Source organism: Mycobacterium sp. NGS61 (assembly GCF_059812325.1).
In genome coordinates, this window is the sequence record NZ_JCALCL010000010.1 from 175432 (window position 1) to 189118 (window position 13687).

At 65.5% G+C, this 13687-nt stretch carries 14 protein-coding genes; 9 read left to right on the top strand and 5 right to left on the bottom strand.

Annotated features, from left to right (window positions below; translation table 11 throughout):
• The first annotated feature begins 25 nt into the window (after positions 1-25).
• Both AC5Y3Z_RS20010 and AC5Y3Z_RS20015 read left to right on the top strand, forming a co-directional pair.
• Positions 26-823 carry an SDR family oxidoreductase gene (locus AC5Y3Z_RS20010; RefSeq protein ID WP_473139813.1) on the top strand — a complete coding sequence of 266 codons (798 nt, stop codon included), beginning with the start codon at positions 26-28 and terminating at the stop codon, positions 821-823.
• Positions 824-839: 16 nt separating this feature from the next.
• Positions 840-1760, top strand: coding sequence for an SDR family oxidoreductase (locus AC5Y3Z_RS20015; protein ID WP_463828613.1), 921 nt, complete (start codon positions 840-842; stop codon positions 1758-1760).
• 4 nt (positions 1761-1764) lie between these two features.
• Here AC5Y3Z_RS20015 and AC5Y3Z_RS20020 read toward each other — a convergent pair whose 3' ends face one another.
• From AC5Y3Z_RS20020 to AC5Y3Z_RS20035, 4 genes are read right to left on the bottom strand one after another with little or no spacing between them, the layout of a single operon-like run.
• Positions 1765-2991: a class I SAM-dependent methyltransferase gene (locus tag AC5Y3Z_RS20020; protein WP_473139812.1), complete on the bottom strand. Its 1227-nt coding sequence runs from the start codon at positions 2989-2991 to the stop codon at positions 1765-1767.
• An 11-nt stretch (positions 2992-3002) separates the two neighbouring features.
• Positions 3003-3458, bottom strand: coding sequence for a nitroreductase family deazaflavin-dependent oxidoreductase (locus tag AC5Y3Z_RS20025; RefSeq protein ID WP_473139811.1), 456 nt, complete (start codon positions 3456-3458; stop codon positions 3003-3005).
• A 9-nt stretch (positions 3459-3467) separates the two neighbouring features.
• Positions 3468-3854 carry a DUF8021 domain-containing protein gene (locus AC5Y3Z_RS20030; protein WP_473139810.1) on the bottom strand — a complete coding sequence of 129 codons (387 nt, stop codon included), beginning with the start codon at positions 3852-3854 and terminating at the stop codon, positions 3468-3470.
• A gap of 7 nt (positions 3855-3861) precedes the next feature.
• Positions 3862-5037: a steroid 3-ketoacyl-CoA thiolase gene (locus AC5Y3Z_RS20035; protein WP_473139809.1), complete on the bottom strand. Its 1176-nt coding sequence runs from the start codon at positions 5035-5037 to the stop codon at positions 3862-3864.
• A gap of 122 nt (positions 5038-5159) precedes the next feature.
• On the opposite strand from AC5Y3Z_RS20035, the gene AC5Y3Z_RS20040 reads away from it, so the two are divergent.
• From AC5Y3Z_RS20040 to AC5Y3Z_RS20070, 7 genes are all read left to right on the top strand, one after another.
• Positions 5160-6410, top strand: a complete 1251-nt coding sequence (locus AC5Y3Z_RS20040) for a cytochrome P450 (RefSeq protein ID WP_463828618.1) — start codon at positions 5160-5162, stop codon at positions 6408-6410.
• Complete coding sequence (locus tag AC5Y3Z_RS20045) at positions 6410-7423, top strand: acyl-CoA dehydrogenase family protein (protein WP_473139808.1); 1014 nt, start codon at positions 6410-6412, stop codon at positions 7421-7423. The genes AC5Y3Z_RS20040 and AC5Y3Z_RS20045 overlap by 1 nt, the downstream gene beginning before the upstream one ends.
• Positions 7414-8577 (top strand): acyl-CoA dehydrogenase FadE29, encoded by a 1164-nt coding sequence (gene fadE29, locus AC5Y3Z_RS20050; protein WP_473139807.1) that lies wholly within the window; start codon positions 7414-7416, stop codon positions 8575-8577. Before AC5Y3Z_RS20045 ends, fadE29 begins: the two co-directional genes overlap by 10 nt.
• A complete protein-coding gene (locus AC5Y3Z_RS20055; RefSeq protein WP_500001845.1) occupies positions 8574-9527 on the top strand; it encodes a bifunctional MaoC family dehydratase N-terminal/OB-fold nucleic acid binding domain-containing protein in 954 nt (317 codons plus the stop codon). The genes fadE29 and AC5Y3Z_RS20055 overlap by 4 nt, the downstream gene beginning before the upstream one ends.
• A complete protein-coding gene (locus tag AC5Y3Z_RS20060; protein WP_463828622.1) occupies positions 9524-9925 on the top strand; it encodes a MaoC family dehydratase in 402 nt (133 codons plus the stop codon). Before AC5Y3Z_RS20055 ends, AC5Y3Z_RS20060 begins: the two co-directional genes overlap by 4 nt.
• Complete coding sequence (gene ltp2 / locus AC5Y3Z_RS20065; RefSeq protein WP_473139805.1) at positions 9925-11094, top strand: 17-hydroxy-3-oxo-4-pregnene-20-carboxyl-CoA lyase; 1170 nt, start codon at positions 9925-9927, stop codon at positions 11092-11094. The genes AC5Y3Z_RS20060 and ltp2 overlap by 1 nt, the downstream gene beginning before the upstream one ends.
• Before the next feature lie 397 nt (positions 11095-11491).
• A complete protein-coding gene (locus AC5Y3Z_RS20070) occupies positions 11492-12358 on the top strand; it encodes a hypothetical protein (protein ID WP_473140344.1) in 867 nt (288 codons plus the stop codon).
• 467 nt (positions 12359-12825) lie between these two features.
• On the opposite strand, the gene chsH3 is transcribed toward AC5Y3Z_RS20070, so the two are convergent.
• The gene (gene chsH3 / locus AC5Y3Z_RS20075; protein ID WP_473140343.1) at positions 12826-13686 is read right to left on the bottom strand and encodes an enoyl-CoA hydratase ChsH3; all 861 of its coding nucleotides are present in this window, start codon (positions 13684-13686) and stop codon (positions 12826-12828) included.
• Between the last annotated feature and the right edge of the window lies 1 nt (position 13687).

Sequence of the window (13687 nt, forward strand, 5' to 3'; positions counted from 1 at the left end):
AGCACTTGCTTGGTACGCTAGCACAGTGACCAATCCGCAAGCAGCCCCCCCGAATGCGAATGGGATCAACCTCGGACTGACGGGGCGAGTGGTCCTGGTGACCGGCGGGGTGCGTGGCGTCGGAGCCGGTATCAGCTCGGTTTTCGCCGGGCAGGGCGCGACGGTGGTGACCTGTGCCCGTCGTCCGGTCGAGGGGTTTCCGCACGAGTTTCACAGCTGCGACATCCGTGACGAAGTGGCCGTCCAGGCGCTGATCGAGACGATCGTGCAACAACACGGCCGCCTCGATGTGGTGGTCAACAATGCCGGCGGTTCGCCGTACGTGCTGACCGCGGAATCCAGCCCGAAGTTCAACCGCAAGATCATCGAGCTCAATCTGATTGGCGGACTGCTGGTTTCGCAGTACGCCAACGACAAGATGCAGGCACAGCCCAGCGGCGGGTCGATCGTCAACATCGGCAGCCTCAGCGGGCGGCGGCCCAGTCCGGGCACCGCGGCCTACGGCGCGGCCAAGGCCGGCCTGGAGAGTCTGACCGAGACGCTGGCCGTGGAGTGGGGGCCGAAGGTCCGGGTGAACGCGTGTGTGGTCGGCATGGTCGAGACCGAGCAGGCCGATCTGTTCTACGGCGACGCCGAGTCGATCGCCGCGATCTCCAAGAACGTGCCGCTGGGCCGGCTGGCCCGCCCCGACGACATCGGTTGGGCCGCGGCATTTTTGGCCTCCGACGCGGCGTCCTACATCAGCGGTGCCACGCTCGAGGTACACGGTGGCGGCGAACCACCGCACTATCTAGCCACAACGAACGCAAGCGCGGTCAAGTAGAGGACAGGGGAAACTCATGGGAGTGGTTGACGGCCGGGTTGTCATCGTCACCGGAGCGGGCCGCGGTATCGGCCGCGCGCATGCCTTGGCGTTCGCCGCCGAGGGCGCGCGCGTCGTGGTCAACGACATCGGCGTCGGGCTGGACGGGTCCGCCGGCGAGAGCCCCGCGCAGCAGGTGGTCGACGAGATCAAGGCCGCCGGCGGCGAGGCTGTGGTCAACAGTGACGACGTCGCCGACTGGACGGGTGCCCAGAACCTGATCGACACTGCCGTCGATACCTTCGGCGGCCTGGATGTGCTGGTCAACAACGCCGGGTTCATTCGTGACCGAATGTTGGCCAATACCAGTGAATCCGAGTGGGATGCGGTGATCCGCGTCCACCTGAAGGGGCACTTCGCGACGCTGCGGCACGCCGCGGGCTACTGGCGCCGGCAGATTAAGGGCGGCACCGTCGGTCCCGACGACCTCAACGCTCGCATCATCAACACCAGCTCGGGGGCCGGCCTGCAGGGCAGTGTCGGGCAGGGCAACTACTCGGCGGCCAAGGCCGGCATCGCGGCGCTGACCCTGGTCGGTGCCGCTGAACTGGGACGCTATGGCATCACCGTCAACGCGATCGCGCCGGCCGCCCGCACCCGGATGACCGAGGCGGTGTTCGCCGAGACCATGGCCGCACCCGAAGACGGCGGGTTCGACGCGATGGCGCCGGAAAACGTCTCCCCACTTGTGGTTTGGCTGGGCAGCGTGGAGTCCCGGGACGTCACCGGCAAGGTGTTCGAGGTCGAGGCCGGCCTGATCCGGGTCGCCGAAGGCTGGGCGCACGGACCGCAGATCGACAAGGGAGCCAAGTGGGACCCGGCCGAACTGGGGCCGGTCGTCACCGACCTGCTGGCCAAGTCGCGGCCGCCGGTTCCGGTGTACGGGGCGGGTTCCTGACCCCCTAGCGGCGCACCGCTTCCAGACTCATCTCGATGAAGTCCAGTCGCCACAGCGACTGAAACAGCCCGCGGCCGAAGTTCTCATACAGCCCGAGCTTGAACGGGTCCGTTTCGTTGTGCGCGACCGCGGCCGCGATTTCGCGGATGGTGCGCTGACCGTTGATGTACTGGACGTAGGGCAGTTCGGTGGCGTTGAGGGTCATGTCCCAGTGCGGTCGGTGGATGACAGCCCCGGACAGGTTGCAGCTCAGGCGCATTCGCGGAACGAAGTCCAGCGCCTCGGCCGCACTGAAGTCGATGGTGTAGCTGGCCTTGGGCCGGTCGCGGTGCGTCGCGATGAAGAAGTGGCAGGCGTTGGCCGTGCGCAGCCGCTCCATCACCGACCACATCTGCCGCTGCGGCAGTGCACTGATGATCTCGTAGAACTCGGTAGCCGGGTTGGCCAGGCTGTTGACATCGTGCGGGTAGTACGGCGCGTTGTGGAACCAGCGCTGGAACTCCAGGCCAGCCGAGGTGAGCAGGTCCAGACAGTCCCCCGTGGTGAAACTTCGGTCGCGGCCGTGCAGGCAGGTATCGACCAGTCCCGCATCGTAATACAGGTCCGGTGCCGTATCGCGGTAGACCAGGAAGGGGTGGTTGGGATCGAGCATCGCGATGGTCTCGTTCACCTTTCGGATGCCCTCGTCGTCCTGTTGCAGCCCGAGATCGCGAAAGACCGACTGCACCAGCTCCACTCCGATGCGGCCGTACCTGGCGTAGAGCATCAGTCCGACGGCGCCGTCCGGGCGCAGGCAATCGGCCAGCGCCTTCATACCCAGCTCGGGATCCGCCAGGTGGTGCAGCACCCCGGTTGACATGATCAGGTCGAAATCCCGGCCCAGCGTCGAGACCTCTTCGATCGCGAGGCGGTGCAACTCCAGGTTGGACAACCCGTGCCGGTCCTTGAGGTACTGCTCGTGGTCCAGCGACCGCTGGCTGACGTCGATCCCTATCACGCGGGAGGCGCGGTTGTTATAGGCGACGATGGCCGCCTGATTGCTGCCGCAGCCCGCGATCAGGATGTCCATGTCCGGCTTGTAGTCCCGGTCGGGCCAGAACTGGATGGACGCGTGACTGGGGTCGAACCACTGCCACCCGTCCTGCAACCACACCTCGAGATCTTGTATCGGCTCGGGATACGTCCACTTCTCGTACTGGTTGGCGACGACGTCGTTCAGCCGGTCGGTCATGCCAAGAGATGTTAGGGGTCGCAGATGATGATCGGTATTTTGCGGTCTGTCCAGGACTGGTAGTCGTCGAACGACGGATACATCGCGACCAGCTGCGGCCAGTACCGCTCGCGCTCGTCGTCAGTGGCGTCGCGGGCGGTCAGTTCCAGCGTTTCCTTCTTGATCTGCACCTTCACCTCCGGGTTGGCCTTGAGGTTCAGGTACCACATCGGGTGCTTGTCGGAGCCGCCGCGGGAGGCCACCAGGATGACCCGGTCGCCGTCGCGCAGGAAAAGCAGTGGGCTGACCCGGGGTTCACCGGTCTTGCGACCGGTGGTGGTCAGCAGTGCCACCGGGCTGTTGCCGAAGGTGCCGCCCAGACCGTCGCCGCCATTGCGGCGGTACATCCACGTATTGAGCTTGGCCATCCACTTCATGAAGAAATCGGTGAACGGCGAATTCAGGTACCGCGGTTGGGCTTTCGGCATCATTGGTTCCTAGTGCTGGATGAACGGCACGAACCGTGCCCGGATGTGCTGGATCTCGGCCTTGCCGCTGGGACTTTCGGCCGGGATCACGAAGGTCTCGGTGACCCGTCCGACGACCCGGCGGCCGGCGAACGCCACCTTGGTCAGCACGTCGTACTCCGCGTGCACGTCGTCGCCCTCGATGCGGTATTGCGGGGGTGTTGCGTCGGCGATGATCCGGTACTGCGGGTTGCGACTCAGGCTGCGCCGCAGGTGATTTCCGGAGAAACCGTTCTTCACACCCAACTCGATGCGAGTGCAACCGGCGGCGAACGGCACCGCGTCCGCGTCGTGGCTCACCAGTGCGTCGATATAGCTCTGCGCGGCCGCGATGCGGTGCTCGTCGGAAACCGGCACGGCCCGATCAGATGCGCTCGATGATGGTCCCGGTCGACAGCGCGCCGCCCGCGCACATCGTGATCAGCGCGGTGCTCTTGTCGGTGCGTTCCAACTCGTGCAGCGCGGTGGTGATCAGCCGGCTGCCGGTGCTGCCCACCGGGTGACCCAGCGCGATCGCGCCGCCGTTGACGTTGACCCGGTCCATGTCGGGCTCGTGCACCCGCGCCCAGGACAGCACCACGGATGCGAACGCCTCGTTGATCTCGACGATGTCGATGTCGCCGATCTTCATGCCGGCCTTTTCCAGCACCTTGGCCGTTGACTGCACCGGACCGTCGAGGTGGTAGTAGGGTTCGGCGCCGACGAGTGCCTGGCTGACGATTCGCGCGCGAGGCTTGAGTCCGAGCGACTTGGCTTTGTCTTCGTCCATCCACAGCACCGCCGCGGCACCGTCGGAGATCTGTGACGATGTGCCTGCGGTGTGAATTCCGCCGTCCAGCACGGGCTTCAGCGCGCTCAGCCCCGACAGCGAGGTCTCCCGCAGGCCCTGGTCGCGGCTGATCGTGACACGTTCGTCGGTCGGTTGCTTGTTCTCGTCGAGCGCGGGGGCTTCGATCGGCGAGATTTCGCGGTCGAAGCGGCCCTCCGCCCACGCCTGCTTGGCCTTCGCTTGCGACTGGTAGCCGAATTCGTCGATTTCGTCGCGGGTGATGCCGCGCCGCTTGGCGATTCGCTCGGCGGCGGTGAACTGGTCCGGCAGGTCGATGTCCCACGAGGCGGGCCGCAGGATGCTGCGGTCGGGGCCGGCGTTGGCGCCGAGGCCCACCCGGCTCATTGCCTCGATCCCGCAGGCGATACCGATGTCGATGGCGCCGGCGGCGATCAGGCCGGCGACCAGACCGTTGGCCTGCTGGCCGCTGCCGCACTGGCAGTCCACGGTCACCGCACCCACGTGGTCCGGCAACCCGGCGACGAGCCAGCTCACCCGGGTGATGTTGTTGGACTGCTCGCCGAACTGTGTCACGCAGCCGCCGATGATCTGCTCGACCTCGCCGGCTTGAAATTCAGACGAGATTCCGGCCTTGTCGACCAGCGCCTTCTGCGTAGCTCCGAGCAGTTCGGTGGCGTGCAGTCCAGAGAGCCAACCGTTGCGCTTGCCGATCGGGCTGCGGGTGGCTTCGACGATTACCGGGTTACCCATGCAGCCAGGCTAGAACACGTTTCATTACTATGACAAGCGAGGATGCCGGACCGCCTTTTGTCTGCGGTGGAGGCGTGTTTTACTGGAACTAGAACTCGTTGCAATTTTAGGAGAACACTCGAATGGCACCCGCAAATATTTCGGCTGACTTCGACTTCCTCGATCCCGACATCAACCTCGCCGGCCTGCCCGTAGCCGAACTCGCGCAACTCCGCGCGTCCGAACCTATCCACTGGGTCGAGGTGCCCGACGGGTGCGGGGGCTTCGAGGACAACGGTTACTGGCTGCTGACCAAGCACGCCGACGTCAAGGAAGTGTCGCGCCGCAGCGACATGTTCTCCAGCTGGCAGAACGGGGCCATCCCCACGTGGCCCAAAGAGATGACGCGGGAGAGCGTCGAGCTGCAGCGCAACGTCATGCTCAACATGGACGCCCCGCACCACACCCGGTTGCGCAAGATCATCTCCCGCGGCTTCACCCCGCGGGCGGTGGGCCGGCTGGAGGACGAGCTGGCCCGGCGCGCGCAGAACATCGCCAAGGAAGCGGCCGCAGCGGGCAGCGGCGACTTCGTCGAGCAGGTGTCGTGTGAGCTGCCGCTGCAGGCCATCGCCGGTCTGCTGGGTGTGCCGCAGGAGGACCGCGACAAGCTGTTCCGCTGGTCCAACGAGATGACCGGCGGGGAGGACCCGGAGTACGCGGACATCGATCCCGCGCAGTCGTCGATGGAACTGATCATGTACGCGATGGCGATGGCCGACGAGCGGGGCAGGAACCCCACCGACGACATCGTCACGACCTTGATCCAGGCCGACATCGACGGTGAGAAACTGTCCGACGACGAATTCGGTTTCTTCGTCATCATGCTGGCCGTGGCGGGCAACGAGACCACCCGCAATTCGATCACTCACGGAATGATCGCCTTCGCGAACAACCCCGACCAATGGGAGCTGTACAAGAAGGAACGTCCCTCGACGACCGCCGACGAGATCGTCCGCTGGGCGACGCCGGTGTCTGCGTTCCAGCGCACCGCCAATGCGGACACCGAGCTGAACGGCGTACAGATCAAGAAGGGCCAGCGGTTGGTAATGTCCTACCGCTCAGCCAATTTCGACGAAGAGGTCTTCGACGATCCGCATTCGTTCAACATCCTGCGCGACCCGAATCCCCACGTCGGCTTCGGCGGCACCGGGGCGCACTACTGCATCGGCGCCAACCTGGCGCGGATGACGATCAATCTCATCTTCAACGCCGTCGCCGACCACATGCCCGACCTCAAGCCCATCTCCGAACCCGAACGGCTGCGGTCCGGCTGGCTCAACGGCATCAAGCACTGGCAGGTGGACTACACCGGTAAGACCCCGGTGACCTCCTGATGGATTTCGACCTCAGCGCAGAACAAGAGGCTGTCGCCGATGTCGTCACCTCAGTTCTGAGTCGCGAATCGACCTGGGCCGCTTTGGCAGACGGCGGCGTCACGGCGCTGGCGGTTCCCGACCGGCTCGGTGGCGACGGTGTCGGCCTCTCCGAGGTGGGCACCGTGCTGACCGAAGTGGGTCGGCACGGCGCCATCACCCCGGCCCTGGCCACCCTGGGATTTGGCGTGGTGCCGCTGGTGGAGTTGGCGTCCGACGAGCAGCAGGACCGCTTTCTGGCCGGCGTGGCCAAGGGCGGGGTGTTGACGGCGGCGTTGAATGAGCCTGGCCGCGCATTGCCGGACCGGCCCTCGGTGAGTCTCGTCGACGGACGGCTGTCCGGCACCAAAGTCGGTGTCGGATACGCCGATTCGGCCGACTGGATCGTGGTGACCACCGACAGTGCCGTGGTGTTGGTGTCGCCGAAGGCCGATGGCGTCCGGCTGGTCCGGACGCCGACGTCGACCGGTGCTGACGAGTTCACGGTAACCTTCGACGATGTTGCGGTCGGGGAATCCGAGGTGCTGGCCGGTGCCGCACCGGCGCGGGTGAATCAGTTGGCGCTGGCCATGATCGGCGCCTACGCCGATGGTCTGGTGGCCGGCGCGCTGCGGCTGACCGCCGACTACGTGGCTGAACGCAAACAGTTCGGCAAGCCGTTGTCGACGTTCCAAACGGTTGCTGCGCAATTAGCCGAGGTCTACATCGCTTCGCGCACCATCGATTTGGCCGCCAAGGCGGTGCTGTGGAAGTTGTCCGAGGGGCTCGACGCCACCGCCGATTTGGATGTCCTCGGGTACTGGCTGGCCGCTCAGGCGCCGCCGGCAATGCAGATCTGCCATCACCTGCACGGGGGCATGGGCATGGACATCACCTATCCGATGCACCGGTACTACTCGTCGATCAAAGATCTGACCCGGCTGCTGGGCGGGTCGTCTCATCGGCTGGGATTGGTGGGAGCGCAATGTTTATAGACCTGACCCCCGAGCAGCGCCAGTTGCAGGCGGAGTTGCGGGAATACTTCTCCAATCTGATTTCGTCGGACGAGGCGAAGGCGATGGAGTCCGACCGGCACAATGAGGCCTACCGCGCGGTCATCCGCCGGATGGGGAAAGACGGCAAGCTCGGTGTCGGGTGGCCAAAAGAATTCGGCGGCTTGGGATTCGGGCCGATCGAACAGTCCATCTTCGTCAACGAGGCGCACCGGGCGGACGTGCCGCTGCCGGCGGTGACGCTGCAGACGGTCGGTCCGGTCCTGCAGCAATTCGGCAGCGATCTGCAGAAGAAGAAGTTCCTGCCGGCGATCCTGGCCGGCGAGGTCCATTTCGCGATCGGCTATACCGAACCCGACGCCGGCACCGACCTGGCGTCGCTGCGCACCACCGCCGTGCGCCAGGGCGACGAGTACATCGTCAACGGGCAGAAGATCTTCACCACCGGCGCGCACGACGCCGACTACATCTGGCTGGCCTGCCGCACCGACCCGGAAGCCGTTAAGCACAAGGGCATTTCGATCCTGATTGTCGACACCAAGGATCCCGGCTACTCCTGGACACCGATCATCCTGTCCGACGGTGCCCACCACACCAACGCCACCTACTTCAACGATGTCCGGGTGCCGGCCGACATGCTGGTCGGCGAGGAAAACGGCGGCTGGCGGTTGATCACCACCCAGCTCAACAACGAGCGGGTGATGCTGGGTCCGGCTGGACGGACCGCGGGGATCTACGACCGCGTGCACGACTGGGCATCCAAGCCCGGTGGCGACGGTGTCACCCCCATCGAGCACGACGACGTCAAGCGGGCGCTGAGCGAGATCTATGCGATGTGGCGGATCAACGAGCTGCTGAACTGGCAGGTGGCCGCAGCCGGTGAGGACATCAACGTGGCCGATGCCGCGTCGACCAAAGTCTTCGGTACCGAGAAGATTCAGTACATCGGACGGCTGGCCGAGGAGGTCGTCGGCAAATACGGCAACCCGGCGGAGCCGGAGACCGCTGAACTCCTGCAATGGCTGGACTCGCAGACCAAACGCAACCTGGTCATCACCTTCGGCGGGGGCGTCAACGAAGTCATGCGTGAGATGATCGCTGCCGCCGGGCTGAAGGTGCCGAGGGTCCCTCGATGACGGATATTCGGGAAGCGGTCGCGGAGATCACCGCCACCGTCGTCGCCGCACCGCGCGTGTCCCGCGACCCGGTGAATCAGCCGATCGTCAACAACTGGGTCGAGGCACTGGGCGACCGTAACCCGATCTACGTGGACGAGGAAGCAGCGAAGGCTGCCGGACATCCGGGAATTGTCGCACCGCCGGCCATGATTCAGGTGTGGACGATGTTCGGGCAGGGTGGCGAACGCCCGACCGACGGCCCCATGGGCCCGATCATGCAACTCTTCGACGACGCCGGATACATCGGCGTAGTCGCCACCAACTGTGAGCAGACCTACCACCGCTATCTGCGCCCCGGCGAGCGGGTCACCATCCACTCCGAGATGCGCGACGTGGTCGGCCCCAAACAGACCGGACTGGGCGAGGGCTGGTTCATAAACCAGCACATCACCTGGCGCGTCGGTGACGAGGACGTCGCCGAGATGGCTTGGCGCATATTGAAGTTCAAGCCGCGCGAGGCCGATGCAGCCGTGTCTGCGGTGCCGGATGACCTGGATGCCGATGCAATGATGCGGCCCGCGGTGTCGCGGGACACCGCGTTCTTCTGGGAGGGCGTCAAAGCCCACGAGTTGCGCATCCAGCGCCGCGGCGACGGCAGCCTGGTGCATCCTCCGGTGCCGGCGGTCTGGCAGCCGCCCGGCGATCCGGTCGACTACGCGGTGGCCAGCGGCCGCGGCACCGTGTTCAGCTTCGTGGTGCATCACGCGCCGAAGGTGCCGGGCCGCACGCTGCCCTTCGTGATCGCGCTGGTGGAGCTTGAGGAGGGGGTGCGCATGCTGGGCGAGTTGCGGGGTGTCGATCCTGGTGCGGTGAAGATCGGAATGCCGGTTCGCGCAACCTATATCGACTTTCCGGCCGGCGATAGCGGCCCGGAATGGACGCTTCACGCTTGGGAGCCTTCGACATGAGCGCGCCGGTGGTCGAAGTGGGCGTGCAGCTGCCCGAACTGAAGCTGGAGGGCACGCCGACATTCATTATTTCAACGGCGTTGGCCACCAGAGACTTTCAGGATGTGCACCACGACCGGGACCTGGCCCAGGCCAAGGGGTCCAAGGACATCTTCGTCAATATCCTCACCGACACCGGCTTGGTGCAACGCTTCGTCACCGACTGGGCCGGCCCGTCGGCGCGGATCAAGTCGATAGGGCTGCGGCTCGGTGTGCCGTGGTACGCCTACGACACGGTGACCTTCTCCGGTGAGGTGACCGCGGTCGAGGAGGGGCTGATCACGTTGAAGGTGTTCGGCCGCAACAGCCTTGGCGACCACGTGATTGCCAACGTCACGCTGACGATCGGGGATGCGTAATGCTCTCGGGTAAGGCTGCGATCGTCGGCATCGGCGCCACTGACTTCTCCAAGAACTCCGGTCGGTCCGAACTGCGACTGGCGGCCGAAGCGGTCCGGGATGCGTTGGACGACGCCGGGTTATCGCCCGCCGATGTCGACGGCTTGACAACGTTCACAATGGACACCAACAAGGAGATCGCCGTCGCCCGCGCCACCGGTATGGGCGACCTGAAGTTCTTCTCGCAGGTGCACTATGGCGGTGGAGCTGCGTGCGGCACTGTCGCCCACGCCGCGATGGCTGTGGCGACCGGGCTGGCCGACGTCGTGGTGGCCTACCGGGCGTTCAACGAGCGGTCCGGGATGCGTTTCGGGCAGGTACAGACACGTTTGGTGGGAAGCGCTGCGGCTGAAGCCGATTCGACGTCGGCCGACAATTCCTTCTCGTATCCGCACGGGCTCTCCACGCCGGCCGCGCAGGTGGCGATGATCGCGCAGCGATACATGCACTGGTCTGGGGCGACCAGTCGCGACTTCGGTGCCATCTCGGTGGCCGACCGTCGGCACGCCGCCAAGAACCCCAAGGCGTACTTCTACGAGAAGCCGATAACCATTGAGGATCACCAGAATTCGCGGTGGATCGCCGAGCCGCTGCGCCTGTTGGACTGCTGCCAGGAGACCGACGGCGCGGTGGCGTTGGTGATCACCTCGGTCGAACGTGCCAAGGATCTCAAACAGCGCCCGGCCGTCATCGACGGTGCCGCACAGGGCTCGAGTCCTGATCAATACACGATGGTCAGCTACTACCGGCCCGAACTGGGACTGCCCGAGATGGGTCTGGTCGGCCAACAGCTGTGGGCGCAGTCGGGGTTGTCGCCGTCGGATATCCAGACCGCGGTGATCTACGACCACTTCACGCCGTTCACGCTGATTCAGTTGGAGGAGTTGGGGTTCTGTGGCCGGGGCGAGGCCAAGGACTTCATCGCCGACGGCGCCGTAGAGATCGGTGGGCGGTTGCCGATCAACACCCACGGCGGGCAGCTCGGTGAGGCCTACATCCACGGCATGAACGGGATCGCCGAAGGGGTGCGACAGTTGCGCGGCACCTCGGTGAACCCGGTGCCCGACGTCGAGCATGTGCTGGTCACCGCGGGTACCGGGGTGCCGACGTCGGGATTGATCCTGGGTTAGATGTCGTCCCTGGCGTAGCTCGGCGCCTTTGGTCGCCGAGCGTCACGCCAGCGTGGCGCGGCAAGGTTGGTGGGGGGCGCGGCGGTGCTGTTGGTCGCCGAGCGTCACGCCAGGGTGGCGGCGGGCGTTGAGTGTCATGCCAGTGTGGCGGGGCAGGATTGGTGGGGGCGCGGCGGTGCTGTTGGTCGCTGAGCGTCACGCCAGGGTGGCGGCGGGCGTTGAGTGTCATGCCAGTGTGGCGGGGCAGGATTGGTGGGGGTTGCGGCGGCGCTGTTGGTCGCCGAGCGTCACGCCAGCGTGGCGGCGGGCGTTGAGTGTCAAGCCAGTGTGACGGGTTGTGGATCGCGCGCTGTCGGTGAGCTGACGACTTGTCGCAGCCGTGGAACCCTACGGTTCCATGCCCGAACCATTTGTCGGCAGTGAGGCCGTCGCCAACGGCGATATCGTCAAGAGCGCACTACGAACGCGCTACAAGAAGCTACTTCGTGACGTATACGTCGGTCCGCACGACGAGTTGACACCAGAGGTGCGGGCCAGAGCGGCATGGCTGTGGTCGCGACGGAGAGGCATCGTCGCGGGTATGACCGCGAGTGCGGTGCACGGTGCGAAGTGGGTCGACGCTTGTGCGCCTTTGGAAATCCTGCATACTAATCGGAACCCGTTGCCAGGTCTGAAGGTTCGGGGTGATCGCATCGAAGATGACGAGGTTGTTCACGTCCGCGGGATGCCGGTGACAACTCCGGCCCGGACTGCCTTGGACATGGGTTGCTGGTATCCGACCGACGATGCCGTTGAGGCTCTGGATGCGTTATTCGCCGCGGTCGACATCAAGGATGCGGATGTGGAATTGCTCTGTCAGCGCTACCCCACTCGGCGCGGTATCCGGCGGGCACGGACTGCGCTCGAGCTGGCCGACGGTGGCTCGCAATCGAGAAAGGAAACGTGGCTCCGCTTGCTGCTGATCCGGGCTGGTTTTCCGCGGCCGCGCACCCAGATAACGGTGTGCGACGAGGCGGACGAGGCTTTCGCTTATCTCGACATGGGTTGGGAGGAAGTGAAAGTCGCTGTGGAGTACGACGGGGAACAGCACCGAGTCAATAGTTGGCAGTACAACTGGGATCGCACGCGGCAAGAGAAGATCAGGGCCCGTGGATGGATTGACATCCGGGTGCTGTCTGGGGATCGTCCGGCCGACATCATCAAGCGTGTCGCAGCGGCGCGTGCCAGTCGCGGGTGCGCAGACCGGCTGCGGCTGTCACGCTAGCGTGACGTTCGGCGGGGTGAGCAAATCTGTGGTGAGCAAACGGCTGCGTGGGCCACGCTGGCGTGACGTTCGGCGTCGACAGCCACGCTAGCGTGACGCTCGGCGGGGTGACGCTCGGCGGGGTGACGCTCGGCGGGGGTGAGAGGCGTGGCGTTCGGCGGGGGTGAGCAAATCTGTTGTGGGCAAACGGCTGCGGAGGCCACGCTGGCGTGACGTTCGGCGTCGACAGCCACGCTAGCGTGACGCTCGGCGGGGGTGACGCTCGGCGGGGGTGAGAGGCGTGGCGTTCGGCGGGGGTGAGTAAATCTGTTGGGGGCAAGCGGCTGCGGGGGCCACGCTAGCGTGACGCTCGGCGTCGACAGCCACGCTAGCGTGACGTTCGGCGGGGGTGGGAGGCGTGACGCTCGGCGTCGACAGCCACGCTAGCGTGACGCTCGGCGGGGGTGGGAGGCGCAGAACAGCAGGCGCTACGCAGGGATCAGTTCCACCCCGGACAGCACGACAGCGTTGTCGCGTGCCGGTGCGACGACCCCGGCCAGGAAGCGGCCGTCCTCTTTCCAAATGTTGACCTGCAGCGTCTCCCCGGGGAAGGCCACACCGGCGAAGCGGGCACCGTAGGCCCCGACCGCCGAAGCGTCCCCGTCCAGCAGTGCGTCGGTAATCGCCTTGCAGGTCATGCCGTAGGTGCACAGACCGTGCAGGATCGGCCTGGGAAATCCTGCGGCAGAAGCGAATTCAGGATCCGAGTGCAGCGGGTTGCGATCGCCGCACAGCCGGTACAGCAGTGCCTGCTGCGGCAGCAGCGGCATCGCCAGCTCGAGATCGGGTGCGCGGTCCGGTGCGGTATCCGACCCCGACGGCCCCCGTTCGCCGCCGAACCCGCCCTCGCCGCGAGCGAAGATCGACCGTCGCTGCGTCCACAGCAAATCACCGGAAGGCGCGGTCACCGTCGTCTCACTCCAAATCACCGCGGCCTTACCTTTGTCCCAGATGTCGGTGAACCGGGTGACAGCCGTGGCCGATCCTGACGGCGGTAGCGGGGCAGGCACCTCGACCCGCTCGGAAGCGTGCAGCACTTTCGCCAACTCGATGTCGATGCCGGGGAACTGCACGGTGGGTGGCTCCGTCATATGAAACGACGCGGCGACATTGCCGAACGTCGGCAACACCTGCGGTGTGTCGTCGATCAGGTAGCGCAGTTCGCGTGGGTCCATCGGATCACTGCCGGCGCCCAGCCCGAGGTGGTAGAGCTGTATGTCGCTACTGGTCCAAGAGAACTCGATCGGCTCCAGCTCGGCGGCCAGCGCGACGTCAACATCGATGGGCATG